Annotated in this window: 15 protein-coding genes, 1 other RNA gene and 2 pseudogenes; 3 read left to right on the top strand and 15 right to left on the bottom strand. The window is 64.6% G+C overall.

Annotated elements, in window-relative coordinates; translation table 11 throughout:
- The first annotated feature begins 25 nt into the window (after window positions 1-25).
- The gene (lpxH, locus tag F7R02_RS06565; RefSeq protein WP_078591278.1) at window positions 26-769 is read left to right on the top strand and encodes a UDP-2,3-diacylglucosamine diphosphatase; all 744 of its coding nucleotides are present in this window, start codon (window positions 26-28) and stop codon (window positions 767-769) included.
- Window positions 770-955: 186 nt separating this feature from the next.
- Here the strand turns inward: lpxH and F7R02_RS06560 are convergent, their stop codons facing one another.
- From F7R02_RS06560 to F7R02_RS06505, 11 genes and pseudogenes are all read right to left on the bottom strand, one after another.
- Window positions 956-1375, bottom strand: a complete 420-nt coding sequence (locus F7R02_RS06560; protein WP_078564899.1) for a hypothetical protein — start codon at window positions 1373-1375, stop codon at window positions 956-958.
- Window positions 1376-1509: 134 nt separating this feature from the next.
- Complete coding sequence (locus tag F7R02_RS06555; RefSeq protein ID WP_011050665.1) at window positions 1510-2763, bottom strand: zinc-dependent metalloprotease; 1254 nt, start codon at window positions 2761-2763, stop codon at window positions 1510-1512.
- Window positions 2764-3347: 584 nt separating this feature from the next.
- The gene (locus F7R02_RS06545) at window positions 3348-4193 is read right to left on the bottom strand and encodes a ferritin-like domain-containing protein (RefSeq protein WP_172397292.1); all 846 of its coding nucleotides are present in this window, start codon (window positions 4191-4193) and stop codon (window positions 3348-3350) included.
- 174 nt (window positions 4194-4367) lie between these two features.
- Window positions 4368-5834 carry an amidophosphoribosyltransferase gene (gene purF / locus F7R02_RS06540; protein WP_078591276.1) on the bottom strand — a complete coding sequence of 489 codons (1467 nt, stop codon included), beginning with the start codon at window positions 5832-5834 and terminating at the stop codon, window positions 4368-4370.
- Between the two features lie 30 nt (window positions 5835-5864).
- Window positions 5865-6611 (bottom strand): CvpA family protein, encoded by a 747-nt coding sequence (locus F7R02_RS06535; protein ID WP_005915887.1) that lies wholly within the window; start codon window positions 6609-6611, stop codon window positions 5865-5867.
- A gap of 213 nt (window positions 6612-6824) precedes the next feature.
- The gene (locus F7R02_RS06530; protein WP_078591275.1) at window positions 6825-7859 is read right to left on the bottom strand and encodes an SPOR domain-containing protein; all 1035 of its coding nucleotides are present in this window, start codon (window positions 7857-7859) and stop codon (window positions 6825-6827) included.
- Between the two features lie 67 nt (window positions 7860-7926).
- Window positions 7927-9225, bottom strand: coding sequence for a bifunctional tetrahydrofolate synthase/dihydrofolate synthase (folC, locus tag F7R02_RS06525; protein WP_078591274.1), 1299 nt, complete (start codon window positions 9223-9225; stop codon window positions 7927-7929).
- Window positions 9226-9356: 131 nt separating this feature from the next.
- Window positions 9357-9935: a hypothetical protein gene (locus F7R02_RS06520; RefSeq protein ID WP_125825479.1), complete on the bottom strand. Its 579-nt coding sequence runs from the start codon at window positions 9933-9935 to the stop codon at window positions 9357-9359.
- A 19-nt stretch (window positions 9936-9954) separates the two neighbouring features.
- Window positions 9955-10599 carry a histidine phosphatase family protein gene (locus F7R02_RS06515; RefSeq protein WP_011050660.1) on the bottom strand — a complete coding sequence of 215 codons (645 nt, stop codon included), beginning with the start codon at window positions 10597-10599 and terminating at the stop codon, window positions 9955-9957.
- A gap of 92 nt (window positions 10600-10691) precedes the next feature.
- Complete coding sequence (locus F7R02_RS06510; protein ID WP_172397295.1) at window positions 10692-12776, bottom strand: S46 family peptidase; 2085 nt, start codon at window positions 12774-12776, stop codon at window positions 10692-10694.
- 242 nt (window positions 12777-13018) lie between these two features.
- Window positions 13019-15099: pseudogene (locus F7R02_RS06505) on the bottom strand (phosphocholine-specific phospholipase C).
- Window positions 15100-15207: 108 nt separating this feature from the next.
- Between F7R02_RS06505 and F7R02_RS06500 the strand changes: the two are divergent.
- Complete coding sequence (locus F7R02_RS06500; protein WP_078591272.1) at window positions 15208-17628, top strand: TonB-dependent receptor; 2421 nt, start codon at window positions 15208-15210, stop codon at window positions 17626-17628.
- A gap of 4 nt (window positions 17629-17632) precedes the next feature.
- Here F7R02_RS06500 and F7R02_RS06495 read toward each other — a convergent pair.
- A non-coding RNA gene (locus tag F7R02_RS06495) (sX9 sRNA) lies at window positions 17633-17708 on the bottom strand.
- Between the two features lie 430 nt (window positions 17709-18138).
- Here F7R02_RS06495 and tdh point away from each other — a divergent pair.
- Complete coding sequence (gene tdh, locus F7R02_RS06490; RefSeq protein ID WP_170912853.1) at window positions 18139-19173, top strand: L-threonine 3-dehydrogenase; 1035 nt, start codon at window positions 18139-18141, stop codon at window positions 19171-19173.
- Between the two features lie 108 nt (window positions 19174-19281).
- Here the strand turns inward: tdh and F7R02_RS27485 are convergent.
- From F7R02_RS27485 to F7R02_RS06475, 3 genes and pseudogenes are all read right to left on the bottom strand, one after another.
- A pseudogene (locus F7R02_RS27485) lies at window positions 19282-19462 on the bottom strand (hypothetical protein); the annotation flags it as partial.
- Between the two features lie 453 nt (window positions 19463-19915).
- Window positions 19916-20632, bottom strand: coding sequence for a TorF family putative porin (locus F7R02_RS06480; protein ID WP_078591271.1), 717 nt, complete (start codon window positions 20630-20632; stop codon window positions 19916-19918).
- Between the two features lie 282 nt (window positions 20633-20914).
- The gene (locus tag F7R02_RS06475) at window positions 20915-21946 is read right to left on the bottom strand and encodes a sulfate/molybdate ABC transporter ATP-binding protein (RefSeq protein ID WP_003490451.1); all 1032 of its coding nucleotides are present in this window, start codon (window positions 21944-21946) and stop codon (window positions 20915-20917) included.
- Window positions 21947-21950: the final 4 nt, after the last annotated feature.

Genomic DNA, 21950 nt, shown 5'->3' with positions numbered 1-21950 from the left:
CGCGCTGCCGCCGTACAATGGCGCAATGACGACCCTGTTCATTTCCGACCTGCATCTGGATCCGGCCCGGCCGGCGATCACCGAGTTGCTCCTGGAATTCCTGCGCACGCAGGTCCCCGGTAGCGACGCGCTCTACATCCAGGGCGATCTGTTCGAAGCCTGGATCGGCGACGACACCCCGTCCACCGCCGCCGATGCCGTGGCGGTGGCCCTGCATGCAGTGGCGGATTCCGGCGTGCCGGTGTTCTTCATGGCCGGCAACCGCGACTTCCTGGTGGGCGAAACCTACGCGCAGCGGGCGGGCTTCCGGATCCTGCCCGACCCCACCGTGATCGATCTGTACGGGCACACCACGCTGCTGATGCACGGCGATTTGCTGTGCACCGACGACACGGCCTACCAGGCCTTCCGCGCGCAGACGCGCGACCCGGTGTTCCAGGCGCAATTCCTGGCCCAGCCGCTGGCCGCACGCGTCGCGTTCGCGCAGCAGGCGCGCGCGGCAAGCCAGGCGCGGCATGCAGAACTCAAGCAGGGCGACCAGTCGCGCTTCGAAACCGTCACCGACGTCTCGCCGGCCGAGGTGGAAGCCACCTTCGTGCGTTACGGCCTGGATCGGCTGATCCACGGCCACACCCATCGCCCTGCCATCCATACCTTGCAGGCCGGTGGTCACACCTGCACGCGCATCGTGCTGGGCGACTGGTACGAGCAAGGCTCGGTCTTGCGCGTGGATGCCGATGGCGCGTCGCTGGAGCAGTTGGCGCTGTAACGCGGCAGATCCACGTGCCTGCCATGGCAAGGCGCAGCGACGCAGTGCTGCACGCAAGGCGCACAGCAAGACCGAAAGCGCGCCTGAGCCCACAGACGCGCGGCTATGCAGCGATGGATCAACAGCGCTTGCCGATAGAGACGCGCAGCATCGTCAGGCGTGCCAGTCAATCATGGTCGCGCCGCATTACTGCAGGCTTCGCGCACGCTCGGCGTAGTCGACAAAATCGGCATTCACCACGTCGTACCACAGCAGCGTGCCATCGGCCTGCACGCGGAAACGGTCGCGTACCGGGCTGGTCTGCGGGTCGCCAGGGCAGCCGTCGCCATGGCGTTCGCGCACCGCAAAATCGAACGTGTCCGGCGCAGGCGCATCGCCGTCCTCGGCCATGATGCTGATGCAGTTATCCGGGTACACCTGGTCGCCCTGCAAGCGGGCTTGGAGCGCCTGCAGCGCGCGGGCTTGCGCGTCGCCGCCGGGGGGCGGCGCCGGTGCGCTCACGGCAGGTTTGGGTTGCGTGGCGACAGGGTCGGCCGGTTGCTGCTTGCATCCGGCAACCGTCAGCGCGGCCAGGAACACAAGCGCATGACGCAGGGACATGGACATGAGAGCTCCGCTCGACAGGACAGGGCCGGCGGTCACCGACGATGCGCCTAGTCTGCGCGATCCATGCGCGCAGGTGTAGCTAAAAAGCCCGGCACTTGCGGTGCCGGGCCGGGCTTGGATCGGTCAGCAACCACTCAACGGAAGGCGGCGATTGTGGCCTTGGTGTTGACCAGCACGCGTTGGTTGTCGGCGGTGCTGGCATTGCCCATGGGCACGCCGTTGTAGCTGATGTTCGGGTTGGACCAGTAGTTCAGGCGCGGGCAGCCGCTGGTGCAGTCGTAGGCCATGATGGTGCGCCAGCTGTTGCCGTAGCGGTAGCCGTGGCCATACGCGTACGGCGAGGTGCTCGGGTCGTTGGTGGCGTCGTGGCGTGCGCTTTGCAGATGCCCGATTTCATGGGCGAAGCTGTAGTAGCCGGTGGCGCAATCCCAGTACACCGACGCAAATGCGCTCGCGGCGTTCGAGCCGATACCCGACGCCAGGCCGCAATAGCTGCTGTTGTCCAGCACGATGACTCCCACATCGGCCGTGTAGGTGTTGCGGCTGGTGTGGATGCTGTCCATGTAGCCGTCGTTGGTCACGCGGAAACGCTGCAGATCGGTCGTGAAGTTGCCGGTCTCGGTGTAGCTGGTGGTCTCGTAGCGCGCCAGCTGCAAGGTAATGCCGACATTGCTGTTGATGTAGCCCTGATTGGCTTCGGCCACCGCCAGTTGCACCAGCGATTGCATGTTGCCGCCGTAAGCGGTCACGGCCTTGTTGGTGGCCACCACCAGCACGCGAATGGTGGCCGGGCTACCTGATGAGGCGGCGGCAGCCGTCACGCGACCATCGCCGGGCATGTCGAACTTCGGCAGCAGGCTGTAGTCGGCCGGATGCTCCTGCGGCATGCGTCGCTCATCCACCTGCACCAGCACGTGGCGGCCATCGGCCAGCGGACGCAGGCGGTAGAGCTTGCCGGCGTAGCGAATCGTTCCGGTCACGGTGTCGCCGCTGCGCACCAAGATGGCCGAGTTCAGCGGGTCCACGCCCGAGAGCGTGCGTGCGCGGGTGCCGGCACGCGGACCGAGATTGCCGTACCACACGCTGTCGCCATCCTCCAGGGCATCGACCTTGGCCTGGGTGGCGGTGATGGCTTGGCCATCCAGCTGCAGCTCCAGCAATTTTTCCGAGGCGGTCACCGCGGCGGCGTCGAGCTGAACCACCTGCGCGTTGGCCGTGGACGGGGCGCTCAACAGGCGTTGCAGCGAAGGTTCGGCTGCAGCGGTCGCGGTGGCACTGCGGCTCAGCGCAGGGCCGGTTTGATACAACGGCTTGCCGGCAGCGGCGGCCGAGCCGGCCAGGCACATGGCGATCAGACCCACCGTGGTGCACATCGACTTCGACTTCATCGTCTTTCTCTCCTAAGACATGAAAGTTACGGATGTGAAACACCGAGCCCCTGTCCCCGGGACGCCATTAGGGCGCGTTTGACTGTACCGAATGCAAGTTGTTGCAACGGAAAATTATGTTTCTGTGATGTTTACCAATCCCTGGATGCGATTCCAGCAACTCTCGAACGGGAACCAGCGCACAGTCCTACGGAGAGCGCGTTCGGAAGCAGCGTGTCAAACCAGCACAGGCCACCTTCCCGGACAACGCGGCGATCCCGCGTCGTCATACAGATCGATGCGCATGGACGTGACTGCGTCCGCCACGCGATTGGCTGCGTCGATCCTCGCCTGTGTTGCAGGACACCGTGCCGCGTCAGCGCCAGCGTCGGCGTCGGTGCAGATGGCGAGCGCCGCCACGTCGTCGTGCACGGCGCAGCGTGCATCGATGCCCGCTCCCATCGGCCATGGGCGTTGAGGTGCGCCCCGATCTGTGGAACGTGACGCGGCGTGGGTGGCGTCATTGAAATCTGCGCACGCATGCGTCAGGTAGATCCACGACACAGGCCACGAACGCAAGTTCGCAGCTCGCATGCAGGCCACGCTCAGCCAGCCTGCTCCACCAGGTCGGCTAGCTCGTCCTCGTCGAAACCGGCAAGCAGGCGCGCCTGCAGATTGAACGGCCCATGCAGATAGCCGCCGGCGTATTCGCGCAACAGAGCCTTGAACCGTGCGCGCGGCTCGACATCGGCCTGCTCGCAATACCAGCGGTACCAACGCGAGCCGGCGGCCACGTGCGCCACTTCTTCGCGCAGGATGATTTCGAGTACCTCGGCAGTGGCAGCGTCGCCAAGCGAACGAAGTTTGACGATCATTCCCGGCGTTACGTCCAGGCCGCGCGCTTCGAGCACGCGCGGCACCAGGGCCATGCGCGCCAGGCCGTCGTGTGCAGTCTTCTCGCACATTTCCCACAACCCGTTATGCGCGGCGAAATCGCCGTAGTCGTGGTCGTGCGCCTGCAGTCGTGCGCGCAGCAGCACGAAGTGGCGCGATTCATCGTCGGCCACCGCGACCCAATCGGCATAGAACGCCGCAGGAAGCCCGCGAAAGCGATACACCGCATCCCAGGCCAGATCGATGGCGTTGAGCTCGATGTGCGCAATGGCGTGAATAAACGCAGCGCGCCCTTCCGGCGTGCCCAGTCCACGGCGCGGCAAGTCGCGCGGATGCACCAGCAGTGGCGTCGCCGGACGCCCCGGCATGCGGATCGGCGCAGGCGCAGGCGCCGACGGATCGAGCGTCAGGACGCCTTCGCGAAAGGCGGCTGCGTAGTGCTGGGTCAGCGCGACTTTCTGTCGCGGGTCGGCCTGGTCCAGGCACAGGCGCGCAGCGTCGAACAGATCCGCGCTTGCGAACGGATCGCTGCTCATGCCGTTGGCCGTACGGAGCAATGGCGCGCTGCAGAAACGGATTGCGCTTGCACGCGTTCGGTCGCAGATACCTGCCCGTTGCGCAGGCGCGCGTCATCGAGCGTGTCGATGACTGCAGTGTTTTGTTCGCCACTGGCTGCCGACGCCATCCGCATGCCAACCAGGGCGGCCAATCGGCCACCCTGGTTCGGTGACTCAGGCGCGGCGACGCTTCTTGGCATCGTCCGAGCGCAGCTGCTGGATGCGTTCGAAATACCCCGGTTCGATACCGGTGATGTACTCGCCGTTGAAGCACGAAGAATCGAACTGCTTGATGTCCGGATTACCTTCGCGAACCGCCACTTCCAGGTCTTCCAGATCCTGGTAGATCAGCCAGTCGCAGCCCAGGAACTCCTGGATTTCCAGCTCGCTGCGGCCATGCGCGATGAGCTCTTCGGCGGCCGGCATGTCGATGCCGTAGATGTTGGGGTAGCGCACCGGCGGCGCGGCGGAGGCCAGGTACACCTTGCGCGCACCGGCATCGCGCGCCATCTGCACGATCTGCCGGCTGGTGGTGCCGCGCACGATGGAATCGTCCACCAGCAGCACCACGCGGTTACGAAATTCCAGATGGATCGGATTGAGCTTGCGGCGTACCGATTTCTGCCGTTCGCCCTGCCCCGGCATGATGAAGGTGCGGCCCACGTAGCGATTCTTGACGAAGCCCTCGCGGTACTTCACGCCGAGCACGTTGGACATCTCCAACGCCACATCGCGCGAGGTGTCCGGGATCGGAATGATGGTGTCGATGTCATGGTCCGGGCGCAGGCGCAGGATCTTTTCGCCCAGCTTCAGGCCCATGCGCATGCGCGCCTTGTGCACCGAGATGTTGTCGATCATCGAATCGGGGCGCGCGAAATACACGTACTCGAAAATGCACGGCGCGTTGTTGGTCGGTGCCGCGCAGACTTCCGAGAACAGTTCGCCGCGCGCGGTGATCGCCAGCGCTTCGCCCGGGCGCACGTCGCGCACGCGCTGGTAGCCGAGGATATCCAGCGCTGCCGATTCGGAGGACACAATGTATTCGGTGCCTTCGGCATGCTCGCGCTTGCCCAGCACCAGCGGGCGGATGCCGTGCGGATCGCGGAACGCAACCAGGCCCAGGCCCAGCACCACGCTGACCACCGCGTAGCCGCCCTTGCAACGGCGGTGCACGCCGGCCACCGCGCGGATCGCCGCTTCGGGGGTAAGCATGCGCTGCGCGTCCAGCTCGTAGGCGAACACGTTCAACAGCACTTCGCTGTCCGAATCGGTATTGATATTGCGGCGGTCGGCTTCGAACACCTGTTGGCGCAAGGCCTCGGTGTTGATCAGGTTGCCGTTGTGCGCCAGCGCGATGCCGTAGGGCGAGTTGACGTAGAACGGCTGCGCCTCGTCCATGCCTTCCGAACCTGCGGTCGGGTAGCGGCAATGCGCGATGCCGACGCGGCCTTCCAGCACCGCCATCTTCTTTTCATCGAAGACGTCGCGCACCAGGCCGTTGGCCTTCTGCACGCGCAGGCGCGTGCCATCTGCGGTGGCGATGCCTGCGGCGTCCTGCCCACGATGCTGCAGGACGGTCAGGCCGTCATACAGCTGCCCGGCGACGTTCTGGTTGCCGACAATACCGACGATGCCACACATGGTGCGCGTTCTCCGCTTCGGCTTGCGCCGTTACTGTGAAGGTGGCCGTGCCTGGCCTTGGGATTCGACCCGAGCCGGGTCGCTTTCTCCGCCGCGAACCTGCGCCGGATCGATGTTGGCCGGCATCGCCTGCGTCGGATCGCGTCCGTCGCCAGCCGTCTTGCCGGGTTTGCCAAGCGCACGGGTGATGGTGTCGCTCAGCCCGGAACCGCCAAGTGCCTTGCCCAGGTCCGTATTATCGCCTGCCGAAGGCAACTTCCCCAACTCCGTGGGCAAGTTGCCAAGTTCCATTGATGGCATCTCCATCGACGGCATCCGCCAGGCCGGCAGTTGCGCCCGCATCCAGCCGGCGCCCGGCTGCAGCATGGGCAGCAGCACCGACTGGCGCCATGCCGGCTCGCGCGGCAGCGGGGTGAAGCCCATCAGCAGCACCAGCACGCTGGCCAGAAACGCGCCGCGCACCACGCCCAGGCCGAACCCGAGCATGCGGTCGGTGCCGCCGAGCTTGATCGCATCCACGCCCGCGCGGATCACCATGCCAATCACTGCCACGGTGATCAGCACACCGACGAACACCATGGCGTAGCCGCCGAACGATTCGGTCGCAGACGGGTGTTTGCCATCGGCCAGCCAGCGCGCGGCCGCGCCGCCGAACATGAAGGTGGCCCAGCCGGCCAACAACCACGACAACGTGCCCACCACGATGGCGACAAAGCCACGCAGCAAGCCCAACAGGGCCGACACCAGAATGATGACGCCCAGCACCATATCGATCATGGGCAACCTCTCCGCGTGGCGCGCGCGCCGTGAGTGCAATTGGGCTCGGTCGTCATTGCCCTCCCCTCCATGGGTGCGAGGCGTTCGAAAATCCAGCAGCTGCAGGCGCGCAGTGCAGGCAGTCAACAGACACGTGGCGGTCCGCCGGCAGTGCAGTGTACGAGCGGCTGCCACGTGCGCGGCGGCCGCGTTTGCTTACGGCCGGCATGGCGGTTACGGATGCGGACGCACCATGCCGGAGATACCGACCTTGGCTGCCACCTGCGCGCGCAACTGTTCGGCATCGGCGCGATTGGCAACCGGGCCAACACGCACACGATTGAGTGCGCCCTTGTCGGTCCGCACCTGCTCGACGAAGGCGCTGAAGCCGGCGGCGCGCACGCGGTCGCGCAAGGCATCGGCATCTTCGGCACGACCGAACGCGCCCAGCTGCACTGCAAACCCGACCGCGCTGGCCGCAGGCGCCACAGGCGCGGTGACCTCAGGCTTGGCGGGTTCAGGCTTGGTGACCTCAGGCTTGGTGGGCGCGGGCTTGGCCACTTCGGCCGGCTTGGACGCGGCGGCCACCGCTTTGGCGGGTTCCGGCGGCAGGCTCTCGGTCTTGGTCGGTGCGGTGGTGCTGGCGGCGGCGACGCTGCTGCTCGGCTTAGGGGCCGGTGCGGGCGCAGGGGTGCTGGCCACAGGCGATGGCGCGCCGGCGTTGGCGTCCAACGTCACCACCTGGGCGTTGACGTCGCTGCGCACCTTCACTGCCTGCAGGCGGGCCGATTCGGCCTGGGCCTGGTCGGCATACGGCCCCACGCGCACGCGCCAGGCCGGGCGGCCGCTGATCTGGGTCTTTTCGCTGAAGCCGGGCAACTGCGCCTGCTTGAGCCGCGCAATCACCGCATCGGCGTCGGCGCTGGTGGCATACGCACCGAAATTCACTGCGTAATTGCCGGCAGCCACTTCCGGAGCCGAGGGCGTGCTGGACGGGGCGGCCAGATCGGCGGCGTCGGGATTGTTCTGCACCGGCGCCGGCGCGCCGGCCATGCCTAACGCGCCACCGGCCGGCGCATTGCCCGGGGTGGCCAGCGGCAATTCGCGGGTTTCGAACTCGCCATTGGCGGGCGCTGCGGGCGCCTCGAGCGGCACATCGGCCACACCGCTCGACGGCGCGGGGCCCTTGACCAGCATCGGCAGGAAGATCACGGCAAGCGCCACCAGAACGATGGCGCCAATCAGTCGCTGTTTCAGAGCAGTATCCACGGAAGAGACGAGAGGCGGCGTGGCGGGGTGCCGCGGCGATTATAAGGCCGGCGCCACCCCGACGACCTCAGCGGGCTGAACGAAGTGCGCCAAGCGCGTCGGCCACGGTGTGAAACGAGCCGAAGACCAGCACGCGGTCGCCGGGGCTGGCCGCGTCCAGGACCGCACGCACCGCACTGGCAACATCGCGATGACACGGCGCCTGCGCGGCGGCACTGCCTTGCAGGCGGGCCTGCAACGCCTGCGCCGATTGGCCGCGAGCGCCTTCCAGCCCCGCCAGCGCCCAGCGGTCGATCTGCGCAGCGACTGCCTCCACCACGCCCAACACATCCTTGTCGGCCAATGCAGCGTAGATCGCATAGGTGCTGTCGGCATGCGCCTGCGCATCGAGCGCGGCAGCCAGCGCCCGCGCGGCCTGCGGGTTATGGCCGACATCCAGCAATACCTGCACGCCATCGACCTCAAGCCGCTGCAGTCGTCCGGCCACTTGCGCGTTACCGATGCCTTGCGCCCAGGCCGCGTCGGGCACTTCCACCGGCAATGCCTGCAATGCGGCGATCGCGGCAGCGGCGTTGGCCAGCTGCACCGGCGCGTGCAGTGCCGGCATCGGCAATTCCAGCGTCACCGCCACATCGCGCCAGCGCCAGCGCGGCGCATCGGATTGCGGGCTCTCGGCGTGCTGTGTGTCGATCGGCTCGAAGAAATAATCGCTGCCGGCACGGATGGCATTGGCACCCAGCTGGTAGGCGCGACGCAGCACGCTGGACGGCGGGTCGATCTCGCCCAGCACCACCGGCTTCCAGGCGCGGATGATGCCGGCCTTTTCCGTGCCGATGGCCTCGCGGTCGTCGCCCAGCCAGTCGGTGTGGTCGAGATCGACAGTGGTGATCACCGCCACATCCGAATCGACGATGTTGACCGCATCCAGGCGCCCACCCAGGCCGATTTCCAGCACCGCCAACTCCAGCGCCGACTGCTGAAACAACCACAGCGCCGCCAGCGTACCGAACTCGAAATAGGTCAACGCGGTGTCGCCGCGTGCTGCTTCGACCGCCGCAAACGCGTCGACCAGCTGCGCGTCGCTGGCCTCTTGGCCATCGATGCGCACGCGTTCGTTGTAGCGCAGCAGGTGCGGTGAGGTGTAGGCCCCCACCTTCCAGCCGGCGGCACGCCCGATCGCCTCGATGAAGGCCACCGTCGAGCCCTTTCCATTGGTCCCGCCTACGACGATGACGTGCTTGGCCGGCGCGGCGATCTGCAACCGCACCGCAACCTCGCGCACGCGCTCCAGGCCCATGGCGATCTGCTGCGGATGCTGGCTCTCAATGTAGGCTAGCCAGTCGAAAAGTGTGGCTGGAGCGGTCACGTCGCGGTCCCAGTTTTACGAATACTGTTCATTATCGCTGTTTAGCAAAAAATTCATTCAGCCGATAGCAATTCCTGTCAATTCCCACTCTGCGAACGGACAGCTCAATCCTGCCACCAAGGCTCTTTGGCCTACAGATTATCCCAATGGTATGAATCCACTGTGGAGCCAAAAAATGAGCGTTTACCTTGAATTACGGCAGTTACTGTTCCATTTGGAAAATCAGAAAACTCGCCCCCCAGAACGCAGAGACGCGCAGGCGCTCCACGCGGCATGGGATCAACCATAAGCGCATGAGAACATACTAGACTATCTGGGCGCGCTAAAGGCCGCATCAGAACAGACTCCGAATAACCATAGCCAAAGATCTCGGTGTATGACCATGGAACCAAACGCGCAGCCAGCGCCCATCCGACAAAACCAATCAGCACTGCCCGCATTGACCATCGGTACAGACAACCTCCCAGCCCTCGCTGTTCAAACTGCTCCTGAAGCTTTCCACTCATACTGGCCCGCAACAGCATTAAAAATACAACCACCACGGTGATGCACACAATTGAGAATACTATATCGACCGATGCATCAGCTGGCGGAATAAACTTCAGATAATTTAAATACGAAAAAAACAAAGGAATGACGAACAAAGAGCCTATTCGAAAAACGCAAATTCTGAGCCATCTATCGTAATAGCCATATTTACTTTCACCCATGCACGCTACTCCGCCGTTTTTACAACGCCCGATGCTTTGCCTCACCAAAGAACGGTGTGTGGTGCGCACAGTCGTTGAGGCGCACCACTTCGAGATGCTCGACGTCATCGCCTTCGAGCAGGTTCAGCGTGGTCGGGGCCTGGCGGAAGCTCCATAGCCTGGACAACGGCAGGCCCAGGATCTTGCACAGGATCACGCGATTGACCGCATCGTGCGCAACCACCAGCAAGGTGTCGTGGGCGCCCAGCCCATCGGCGGCGCGCATCAGGCCGCGCCAGCTGCGATCGAGCACCTGACGCAGCGATTCGCCACCCGGCATCAACACGGTATCGGGCTCTTCGCGCCAGGCGCGCAGACGTGCGGGATCCTTGTCGTTGATCTCGCTGGCCAGCAGGCCCTCCCATTCGCCGTGGGCAATTTCCTGCAGGTCGGCATCGGTCTGCAGCAGCGCTTGACGCGAAGCGCCCAACGCGGCCTTGGCAGTAGCCTGCGCGCGCGACAACGGCGATGCCACCGCGCGGTCGATCTGCAGCGAGTGCAGCCGTTCGCCCAATGCGCGCGCCTGGCCTTCGCCGACCGGCGAGAGCGGAATATCGATCTGGCCCTGGTAACGGCCTTCGGCGTTCCACGGCGTCTCGCCGTGACGAGCAAGCAGGATGCGCATGCGCTGGGGGTTCCTTGGGGGAGGGGCCCGCTCGCCACCGCGAAACGGGACCGCATGATAACCCCTGGCGCCTGCGCGCCGGCCGCCCCGCGTCAGCGCACGCCGAGTTCCTTCAACAGCTGTGGCGCCGGAGCGACCTCGGTCATGATCCAACGCAGATAGCGGCCGTCCACGGCGATCATGCGAGTCATTGCCGGGTCGAAGATCCAGTTGCTGCTCACCGACTCCCAATTTCCGTCGAACGCCAGGCCGACCAGCTTGCCCTGCGCGTCCATCACCGGCGAACCGGAGTTGCCGCCGGTGATGTCCAGATCCGACAGGAAATTGACCGGCACCGAGCCCAGACGCTTGTCCTGCAGGCCAGCGTAGCGCTTGGCCTTGACCGCATCCAGCAGCACCTTGGGCGAATCGAACGGATCGACGCCGGTCTCCTTGGCGGCCACCCCTTCCAAGGTAGTGAACGGTGTGTAGGCCACGCCATCTTTCGGGGCGTAGCCCTTGACGTTGCCGAAGGTGATGCGCAGCGACAGGTTGGCATCCGGATAGACCGATTCGCCCCGGCTCTTCCTGTAGTCGGCCAGGGCTTGCAGATACACCGGCCGCGCCTTGAGCTGCTCGCCGGTACGCAGTTTGTCCTCGCGCTCGATCTGCAACAGGGCCGGAGTTACCGCCACGGCGTACTGGATGGCCGGGTCGGTGCTGGCTTCGAAGGCGGCCCGGTCGGCGGCAAACCACTCCAGCCGCGCTTGCGTGCTCCCCAACGTCGTGCCATCGAGCTTGCCCACGGCCGCCTGCACGGCCGCCGCATCGCGACCGCCCAACCACTGGTCCAGCGCAGCGATGCGCTGGTTGGCCGGCAGCTTCAGGTACTGGCCGAGCCAGTACTGTTGCAGCTGACGATCCATGGCCGGCACGTAACGGCGCTCCATCTGCTTCATCGTCGCTTCGATGGCCGGCAGGTCGCGGTCCTGGTACCCGGATTCGCGTTGCGCATTGGGCTTGGCACGCTCCAGCGCCAGCCGGTACAACGTCACCGCGGCACCCACCGTGCCGGTGGAGTCGAACTGGCGCAGCACGAAGTCGCGCTGTTGCGTGGCCTGGGCCTGCTTGAGCAGCTTGACCAAGCTGTCGTGCGCCGCAAGCGCGTTGCGCCCGCTCGGACCCCGGCCCTTGAGCCAGGCCAGCACTGCCGCTTCGTCGGCCTGCTTGGTGGCCTGCGCACCGATGCGCTTGAAACCTTCCAGTTGGCCGTCGAAGTTCTTGGCGGAGTTATTGAGGCTGGCGACGGTGCTGGCGTATTTCACCTGGATGTCGGGATCCTGCTTGCCTGCCTGTTCGATCAGGCCGATCACGTCCTTCAACTGCTGGCCGACCACCGGGTAGGTCCAGTTGGCGGTGTTGTCGAATTCGGCAGCCAGCGCGTAGCGATTGGTGCGGCCCGGATAGCCGGCCACCATCACGAAGTCGCCGGCGCCCAGTGGCTGGTCGGCGAACGTCGGGAAGTGCTTGGGCCGGTAAGGCACGTTGTCCTTGGCGTAGGCGGCGGGCTTGCCGTCCTTGCCGACGTAGGCGCGATAGAACGAGAAATCGCCGGTGTGGCGCGGCCACATCCAGTTGTCGATGTCGCCGCCGAACTTGCCCACGCTGCCGGGCGGCGCATAGACCAGACGCACATCCTTGATCTCCAAGCTCTTGAACAACCGGTAGGCGTTGCCCCCGGCAAAACTGAAAAACTGGCAGCGGTAACCCGGCTGCGCTTCGCAGGACGCGATCTGTTGCTTGCTGAAATCCTCCAAGGCCAGCGTGCGCTTGAGCGCATCGTCGCCTGCAGTGGCCATCGCGGCCTTTGCCGGCGCCGTGACGTCGGTAATCGCATCGAGCACGTAGATGCGCGCACTGGGACCTGCGCTGAGCTCGTCGGCAGGGCGTACGGCGTTGAACCCGTCCTTGATCAGGTTCTTTTGCGCGGTGGAGTTGAGCTGGATCGCGCCATAAGCACAGTGGTGGTTGGTGACGACCAGACCCTGCGGCGAGACGAAGCTGGCGGTGCAACCACCCAAGGCGACAACGGCGCCCATCGGATCGCCAGTCAGGTCGGCCAGTTGCCGAGGCGAAAGCCGCAAGCCTGCCTGCTGGAGCGGCCCGGCGATCTCGGGCAGTTGTTGTGGAACCCACATCCCCTCGCCGGCCTGTGCAGATGAAGCGACGGCCAGCGTGGCCAGCACGGAAACAGCGAACAGGTTCGGACGCATCGACAGCCCCACGGGTTATTTCGTTACAGTGTAACGCCAACACCTACTGGCAAACCCATGACCGATGGCAGGGTCGGCACGCGTCCGCTCCACACGCACTCGCGCACGTTTGCCGCGCAGCAGGCGTCGGCGGATTCGCCTGCTGCGTACCGCGGCCGAGCGCTGGCCTAGACGCGGCCGAATGCGGGATCGCTGCGGCTAGGCCTGCCGGTTTCCAGATGCCCGGCCAGACGGCGGCGGAAGGCGCTGCCCGGTTGTTCCACCACCAGGTCGTACCAGTGATCGCTGGCGGCAAGCGCCAGGCGAATGGTCTCGCGCTGACCTGCGGCCAACGACAAAGTGCGCGCACTTGGGTCTGCGTAGTCCAGCGCACGCAGCTGCACGTGCAGGCGCGCTGCCCGGCATTGCCGATTTCCAGCACCAAGGCGTCGCCCTCCTGTCGCGCCTCCACCCATGGCGCGGCCGATGGCGCAGAGGCGCGCGGCACCTGCCCGGCGAACTCGCGCAAGAAGCCATTGGGCCCGTGCACGCGCAAGGCGTATGCACCCTCGTGCATGGCCCCAATCGGCGCATCGTCCAGTTGCGTGCCGGGCAGCACCGTGTAATACCAGGGGCCGCCGCCGGCCGCGCTGCTGTAGACGTTGAACGCCGCAGCCGCCGCGCCGCTGTTGAGGAACTGCAACTGCACGGCGGCACCCTCTTGCACGCGTGCATGCACCTGCAAGGCATATGGCAATGCGCGCGCCGGCCGTTGCCCCGGTTCCTGCCGCGGCATCGTTGCGGCAGCAGGCGCAGACGGTAGCGGTTTATCGCGCACGGCAGCGGTACGTGCCCGATAGTCGTCGACCGACGGCAATGCGCTCAACGCCGAATCGTCCGGCTTGCGGAAGTCGAACACGCTGGTGAGATCGCCACTGACCGCACGCCGCCAAGGGCTGATGTTGGGCTCGGCCACGCCGAAGCGGCGTTCCAGCAAACGCAGCACCGAGGTGTGATCGAACACCTGCGAGTTGACCCAGCCACCACGCGTCCACGGCGAGATCACCAGCATCGGCACGCGAATGCCCAGGCCGATCGGCACGCCGTCGTAGACCTCGCCACGCGTGTCGACATTGCTGCGCCCCATGCGTGCGTCCAATGCCGGCAACGGCGCGGGCACGTGATCGAAGAAGCCGTCGTTCTCGTCGTAATTGATGATCAGCGCCGTCTTGGCCCACACCTCGGGATTGGCGGTGAGCGCATCGATCAGGCGCGCCACCAGGGACTCGCCATAGGCAGGCGGCGCTTCGGGGTGTTCGCAATACGCAGTGGGCGGAATGACCCACGACACCTGCGGCAGGCGATTGGCCCGCACATCGGCAGCGATCGCGGCGACCAGGTGCTCGGCCTGGGTGGTGGCGGCATTGCCCGCGGTGGAACCGGGCACGCATGCACGTGCACGCAGGTAACGTTCGTCGTCGGTGCGTAGATCGCGATAGTGCGAGAAATACGCCAGCGAGTTGCAGCCGAAGTTGTCGTATTCCTGATACACGCGCCAGTCCACGCCGGCAGCCTGCAAACGCTGCGCGTACGTGGTCCACTGCAGCGCTGCGTAGCCGGGCTTGTCGCGCGCCATGTCGGCGGTCCAGTTGCCATCGTCGGCATTGGTGACCGCCTGCGCGCCGACGTTGCCCACGCTTGGGCCGCTGGTACCGGTGAACAGATACATGCGGTTGGGATTGGTCGGCCCGTGCAGCGAGCAGTAATAGCCGTCGCAGATGGTGAACGCGTCGGCAAGCGCGTGGTAGTACGGGATGTCGTGACGCTGGAAATATCCCATCGTCAATTCCCCCTTGTACGGCACCCACGCATCGTATTCGGCCCAGCGTGCCGGGTCCTGCCCGTGACTAGCCTTCCAGGAATGATCCAGACTCTTGATCAAGGGCGCGCAGGTATTTTGCGAATCGAACGCGAATGGCAGCACGCGTCGTCCGTCGGGCGTGGGCTGACTCCATACCGCATGGCCGTCGCGCAGTTGCAGCGCGCGCGGATCGCCAAAGCCGCGCACGCCGCGTAGCGCACCGAAATAATGATCGAACGAGCGGTTTTCCTGCATCAGGATCACCACATGTTCGAGATCGCGCAACGTGCCGGTCCGCGCGTTGGCCGGCAGCGCGAGTGCGCGACCGATCGAAGACGGCAAGGCGCCGGCAGCAGTGAGCGCAGCAACGCGCTTGAGGAAATCGCGACGCGAGGAGGAAGACGTCATGGCGGCAGAACCTGCAAAGAAAGTGATGCCTTTGTCACCGCGCAGCGCGGCTGGACACGACACGTATAGCGGTCGAGCACGACAGTTTTGCGACAGCGACCGTCATCAATGTTTCATGAGCCGTTGACACCCTGCGTCGCGAAACGCCGGCTTTGCACCGTGCGTCCGCCCTCAGCCGTGGCCGAACAGGACTCCCCCATGACTTCCGCTCGTCGCTTTCATGTCACCCCGCTGGCGCTTGCCCTGGCAACGCTGCTTCCCGTCATTTCGCAGGCTGCGACACCGGCCGACCCGACTGCCGTCGCTCCGGCAGAGGCAGCGGTGACCGCCGATGCCGCTGCCAATGCCACGCAACTGGATGCGATCAACGTGGTGTCACAAGGCAGCACGCGCCAGGTGCAACGCATCAGCCAGCAGGACATCGAGCAGCTGACGCCCGGTAGCAGCGCATTCAAGGCCGTGGAAAAACTGCCGGGCGTGCAGTTCCAGTCCGCCGATCCATTCGGCACCTACGAATGGTCCACGCAGGTGACCCTGCACGGCTTTGACCAAAGCCGCCTGGGTTACACGCTCGATGGCATTCCACTGGGCAACATGAGCTATGGCGTGACCAATGGCCTGCACATCACGCGCGCCATCATTTCTGAAAACCTCGGTTCGGTGGAAATTGCGCAAGGGGCAGGCGCGCTCGGCACCGCTTCCAACACCAATCTTGGCGGCACCATGCAGTTCTACTCGGCCGACCCGCAGACCACGCCCGGCGCGCGCCTGGTGCAGACGGTGGGCAGCGATGCAACGCGCCGCACCTTCGTGCGTGCCGACACCGGCGATCGCGATGGGTTGTCGGCGTATCTGTCGTACGCCAACACCAGCACCGACAAGTGGAAGGGCTATGGCGATCAGACATCCGAACAGGCCAATCTCAAGACGGTGTACCAGTGGGGCGACGGCAACCGTCTGAGCCTGTTCGTGGATACCTCGCGGCGCAAGGAATACGACTACATGGATCTATCGTTGACCAGCCAGCGCGCGCTCGGCTGGGACTACGATTACCTGCAACCGGATTGGGCCACCGCCGTGCAGATGGCACGCGCCTACCAGAACACCGGGGCCACCAGCGGCGTGGCCAACGGCTACCCACAATCGCTTGCCGGTCTGCCCAGCGACTACAGCTGGCTCGATGCCAGTTATTACGCCGGCGGCGGCTTGCGTCGCGACAACCTGGCAGGCCTGTCGGGCACCTTCGTGTTCGGCGGCGCCACGCTCGATGCCAGTGGCTATTACCACGGCAATCGTGGCGAAGGCCAATGGGTGACACCGTACGTGCGCACCTCCGCGCAGATTCCAGTGTCGATGCGCACCACCGACTACGGCCTGGACCGCTTCGGCGGCACGAGCGCATTGAAATGGTCGTGGGGCAATCACGATCTGGAAGTGGGCGCATGGGCAGAAAACGCGCGCACCACGCAGGGCCGCAATTACTTCGCGCTCGGCAACGAAGGTTACACCTCGCTCTACAACGTCTACGAAGCACAGACCCCGTTCCGTCGCGACTTCCTGCAGCGCTACACCACGCAAACCCGGATGTTGTATGTGCAGGACACCGTGCGCCTGCTCGACGACCGCCTGACCCTGAATTACGGCGCAAAGGCGCTCAGCACCACCACGCGCGCGCAATCGCTGGTGCCGACCACCGCGCTGGCGCAGGGCCGCATCCGCGCCGAAGATAATTTCCTGCCGCAGCTGGGCATCAACTACAAGCTCGACGAACGCCAGGACCTGTACGCGTCGTACAGCAAGAACATCGCGGCGTTTGGCTTCACCCCGTTCGCCACCTCGCAGGCCGCCTTCGACCGCAGCCGCTCCACGCTGGAGCCGGAACAATCGCAGACCGTGCAGGTGGGCTATCGCGTGCAGGATGCGCAGTTCCAGCTCTCGGCCGACGCCTACTTCACCAAGTTCTCCAACCGCCTGCTGACCACCTCGCCGTGCACCGCGGTGCAGACCTGCGCCTCGATCCTGAGCAACGTCGGCGCGGTGCACAGCGCCGGCGCGGATCTGGCGCTGATGTGGCGCCCAACCGAAGGCCTGAGCTGGTTGAACTCGTTGTCGTGGAATCGCTCGCGTTACCAGGACGATTACCTCAACAACGGCGTGGTCGCCACCTCCGGCAAGGACGTGGTCGGCATCCCGGCGTTGATGTTCTCTTCCAGCGCCAGCTACCAGATCGGCAACCTGCGCCTGGATCTGGACGGCAAGTACGTGGACAAGCGCTACATCACCTTCCTCAACGATTCGCAGGTGCCGTCGTACTGGCTGTTCAATGCCGGCGCGCGTTACGACTTCGGCCGTGTCGGCGGGGTAGCGGATGTGGCGCTGGCGCTCAACATAAGCAATCTCACCGACAAGCGCTACTTCGCCAGCACCGGCACCAACGGCTACGTCGCCTCCGATCCGGATGGCTACAACCAGACCATGGTTGTCGGCGCACCGCGGCAGTACTTCATGAGCCTGGATGTGAAGTTCTAAGCGCGGCTGACAAACGTGGCGAGCCGCGGGCAGAGGGCCATGGACGGCGCGCTCACAACCGGAATGTACGCGTGGCACACGCCGATTCGGAGTGGTGGGCGCGCCCGCATGGCGGCTGTGCAGTGTTTTTTTGACTGCTCTGGCCCCGCTGCCTGCTCCTTCCGCCTGCAGGGCCCAAAAGACCAGGCTGGCGCCATGCGTGAAAGCCAGCGTCGCCGCATCGCAGATGGGGCCGTAGCGCGGAGCAAGGGCATTGGAGCGATGCTGGCGCAGATGACGCACGCCTGCGATGTTTGGCCAGCGCGCTAGCCCTCGCAGGCAACGACAGGCCTGGACGGCGGCTCTCATCCTGCGCTGAGGTGCCAACTTCGTCAAACGGGCATGGGCCGGATCGGCCCTGGCCCACCGTGGATCCAGGGCGGCATCACGTCCATTCCCGCACCGCCGCATGGCATACAGGCCGCGACGCCTATAATCGCCGGCTTACTTTCACTCAGCAGGTTCCGCCAGATGGCGCAGACGATGAAGGCGCTGGTCAAGCGCGAAGCGAACAAGGGCATCTGGCTGGAACAGGTGCCAGTGCCGACGCCCGGCCCCAACGAGGTGCTGATCAAGCTGGAAAAAACCGCCATTTGCGGCACCGACCTGCACATCTACCTGTGGGACGAATGGAGCCAGCGCACGATCAAGCCGGGGCTGACCATCGGTCATGAATTCGTCGGCCGGGTGGCTGAGCTCGGTTCGGCAGTGACCGGCTACCAGATCGGCCAACGGGTGTCGGCCGAAGGCCACATCGTGTGCGGCCATTGCCGCAACTGCCGTGGCGGCCGTCCGCACCTGTGCCCCAACACGGTCGGGATCGGTGTCAACGTCAACGGCGCCTTCGCCGAATACATGGTGATGCCGGCCAGCAACCTGTGGCCGATCCCGGACCAGATCCCGTCCGAGCTTGCCGCGTTCTTCGACCCCTACGGCAATGCCGCGCATTGCGCGCTGGAATTCGACGTCATCGGCGAGGATGTGCTGATCACCGGCGCAGGCCCGATCGGCATCATTGCCGCCGGCATCTGCAAGCACATCGGTGCGCGCAATGTGGTGGTCACCGACGTCAACGATTTCCGTCTCAAGCTGGCTGCCGACATGGGAGCCACGCGCGTAGTCAACGTCTCCAAGACCTCGCTCAAGGACGTCATGGCCGACCTGCACATGGAAGGCTTCGACGTGGGCCTGGAAATGAGCGGCAACCCGCGCGCGTTCAACGACATGCTCGATTGCATGTACCACGGCGGCAAGATCGCCATGCTCGGCATCATGCCGCGTGGCGCCGGTTGCGACTGGGACAAGATCATCTTCAAGGGCCTCACCGTGCAGGGCATCTACGGCCGCAAGATGTACGAGACCTGGTACAAGATGACGCAGCTGGTGCTGTCGGGTTTTCCGTTGCACAAGGTGCTGACCCATCAACTGCCGATCGACGATTTCCAGAAGGGCTTCGACCTGATGGAAGAAGGCAAGGCCGGCAAGGTCGTGCTGAGCTGGAATTGATCGGCTGACACTGCAGATGTGCGAAAGGCGCCGCGAGGCGCCTTTCGCGTTTTTAAGCTACGCGCGCTTACGAGTGCGCGAGCGATTTTCTGAAGCTGGCGAAGCGTCTCATGCGACGCGGGGTCGGCTAGGGTCTGGATAAAAGCCTAGTGGGTCGAGGGCGCGATGCCCTCGCCACTCGCGGGACACGCCGCAAGTACGTCCATGTAGGCTCGATGGCGGCATCCATGCCGCCAACGGTCACGCAATCGGCAAGGACACCGCACCTGACAGTTTGCTGTTGACCTAAAGAACAGAAACACGCACCAGACAGTTTGTCTGGTCACTTCAGTGAACAACGAAAACACTGCGCTAGGTGATTCGACGAAACGCCTTGCTGGAACTCTACGCACCGAGCATCTCAACCGGTCCTTGTCCGCCCACCGTCGCGGAACCTTATGCGGCATGGATGCCGCGTAAGAGCTTACATTGCAGCGTGTCCCGCGACAGTGGCGGGCAAGGGCCGCGCAGCCACCCCACAGATCAGGCGCTCTACGAGTGATCGATCCGCACGGCCAATCGCGTCAATACACAACACAACCGGGATTTTGCGTCCTGCCGTTGTTCAGGCGTGACAATGAGATGTTCGAGCATCAACTCTTCCTGCCTCACAACGACACAGCCAAGTCTTCAAAACAGCTTCGGAGCAGCGAGCAAAACTAGTGCGCACCTATATTTTCTTGTCGCTTTTATTCAATCGCCATCACGGCCAAGCAACCGTCGCCGTCGCCACCAGATGGTTCTGCGAATTCTGACGACCGAAGCCGAATTCGGCGGCTTTGCTGGTGTCGTAATACCCCACGCTCAAACCCAACGGGCCGAACGTCTTGCCGACGTTGACGCCGAAATCGTTGTAGTCGTGGTCCACCTGACTCAGCGACGAGGTGTAGACGCTATGCCCTGCGTGCGCGCCGAAGGTAAAGTCGTACGGCAACGTCCAGTTGGCATCGAAGGCGTAGTAATAGCCATCGGTCTTGCTGCCGTAGAGATCGTCGGTGTAGGCGAACGTCACGCTATAGGTCTTCAGGAACGTGGTCTTGGTGATCAGCTCGGCGTAGTTGGATGCGCCCGCTCCCAGATACTGGTAGCGGTTGATCATGACGTCGAAGTTCCAGTGGCTGCCAAGGTCGGTGTTGTAGCCGACGAAACCATCCACTTCCCAATCCGGATCGCCGGCGCCAAAATCGACGTTGGACGTCCAGGTCCCCAGGTACAACCCGAATGGCGTCTTGTAGGTCAAACCGGCCTGAAACGCAGGCTCTTCATTTGTCTGCGAAATACCGCGGAACAGGTAATCGCTGGTCACCGCAAAGGTGCCACTGAACGGCGATGTAGACGCATCTTCGTCCTGCGCCTGCGCAAGCGGCGCAACGCCGAGCAGCAGTAACGACAGACAACAAGCGAGCGGGGACGACTTCATGGGCATCTCCTGGAGCGATGAACGGTGGGATGGCGCGAAGCGAGGCTGCAAAGACTTATTAGTCCAACTGTCATTGCAGCGCAACATGAAAGTCGCGTTCGCTTGATCCAGCGCACATACTCAAGAGCCCATGCGCGAATCAGGTGTTGATGTCATCGACCGCTTGCGCCGAATCTTGATGTTCGGAAGCTGGGATTGGGAATTGGAGATTCGCCACAGCCAAGGCGAAACCCACGCCTCGCATACCCATTCCGGCGAGCCCCGACCCCAGCCGGCGCCCGCTTACGCGGGAAATATCCCGTACTGCCGTGCTGCCAAGCGCACTTGCTGCCCTGGCTGAAAGCTGCCGGCAGAGGCCGGCAGTTCCACCTCCACTTCGTTGCCTGACGGTTCCAGCGTTGCGCGCAGCCGCAGGCGTGAGCCACTGCGCTGCGACCACGCCACCGTGGCCGGCCAGCCGGCCTGGTCGGGCACCAGATCTTCCGGCCGCACATACACCTCGACCGGCCCGGCCGCCAATGCCGCATTGGCCAACGGCAGTGCGTGCCCAGCCACCTGGATCTGGCCCTGCGCCAACACCCCGGGAATCCGGTTCACCGCACCCACGAACGAATACACGAATGGCGAGGCCGGCTTGTCGTAGATCATGGCCGGCGTGTCGAGTTGTTCGATGCGGCCGCGATTGAGGATGGCCACGCGGTCGGCCAGTTCCAGTGCTTCTTCCTGGTCATGGGTGACGAATACCGTGGTCAGGCCGGTACGTTCGTGCAACTCGCGCAGCCAACGGCGCAGGTCGCGGCGCACCTGCGCATCCAGGGCACCGAATGGCTCGTCCAGCAACAGCACGCGCGGTTCGATCGCCAGCGCGCGCGCCAGCGCCACGCGCTGGCGCTGGCCGCCGGAGAGCTGGGTGGGATAACGCTGTTCCAGGCCCTGCAGCTGCACCAGCGCCAGCAGTTCCTCCACGCGCGCACGGATGCGCGCTTCGGCCCAACGCGCGTTGCCGCGGCGCACGCGCAAGCCGAATGCGATGTTCTCGAACACGTCCATATGCTTGAACAACGCATAGTGCTGGAACACGAAGCCGACCCGGCGCGATTGCACGCTCATGCGGGTGGCATCCTCGTCGCCGAACAGCACCTGCCCGCCATCGGCATGCTCCAGCCCGGCCATGATCCGCAGCAGCGTGGTCTTGCCCGAGCCGGAGGGCCCAAGCAAGGCCAGCAACTCGCCCTGGCGCACTTCCAGGTCGATGTTGTCCAGCGCGGTAAAAGTCTCGAACTGCTTGCGCAGGCGGTGAATGCGGATGCCCATGGTC

Origin of the sequence: Xanthomonas cissicola (assembly GCF_008801575.1) — a bacterium.
GTDB classification, from domain to species: Bacteria; Pseudomonadota; Gammaproteobacteria; order Xanthomonadales; family Xanthomonadaceae; genus Xanthomonas; species Xanthomonas cissicola.
This window is presented reverse-complemented; position numbering and strand designations above follow the sequence as displayed.

Bases quoted from the DNA above. Each gene is read 5' to 3' on its own strand.
- lpxH (WP_078591278.1), top strand. From the start codon at position 26: ATGACGACCCTGTTCATTTCCGACCTGCATCTGGATCCGGCCCGGCCG.
- F7R02_RS06560 (WP_078564899.1), bottom strand. From the start codon at position 1,375: ATGTCCATGTCCCTGCGTCATGCGCTTGTGTTCCTGGCCGCGCTGACG.
- F7R02_RS06555 (WP_011050665.1), bottom strand. From the start codon at position 2,763: ATGAAGTCGAAGTCGATGTGCACCACGGTGGGTCTGATCGCCATGTGC.
- purF (WP_078591276.1), bottom strand. From the start codon at position 5,834: ATGTGTGGCATCGTCGGTATTGTCGGCAACCAGAACGTCGCCGGGCAG.
- F7R02_RS06535 (WP_005915887.1), bottom strand. From the start codon at position 6,611: ATGATCGATATGGTGCTGGGCGTCATCATTCTGGTGTCGGCCCTGTTG.
- F7R02_RS06520 (WP_125825479.1), bottom strand. From the start codon at position 9,935: ATGGGTGAAAGTAAATATGGCTATTACGATAGATGGCTCAGAATTTGC.
- F7R02_RS06515 (WP_011050660.1), bottom strand. From the start codon at position 10,599: ATGCGCATCCTGCTTGCTCGTCACGGCGAGACGCCGTGGAACGCCGAA.
- F7R02_RS06510 (WP_172397295.1), bottom strand. From the start codon at position 12,776: ATGTGGGTTCCACAACAACTGCCCGAGATCGCCGGGCCGCTCCAGCAG.
- F7R02_RS06500 (WP_078591272.1), top strand. From the start codon at position 15,208: ATGTTTCATGAGCCGTTGACACCCTGCGTCGCGAAACGCCGGCTTTGC.
- tdh (WP_170912853.1), top strand. From the start codon at position 18,139: ATGGCGCAGACGATGAAGGCGCTGGTCAAGCGCGAAGCGAACAAGGGC.
- F7R02_RS06480 (WP_078591271.1), bottom strand. From the start codon at position 20,632: ATGAAGTCGTCCCCGCTCGCTTGTTGTCTGTCGTTACTGCTGCTCGGC.
- F7R02_RS06475 (WP_003490451.1), bottom strand. From the start codon at position 21,946: ATGGGCATCCGCATTCACCGCCTGCGCAAGCAGTTCGAGACTTTTACC.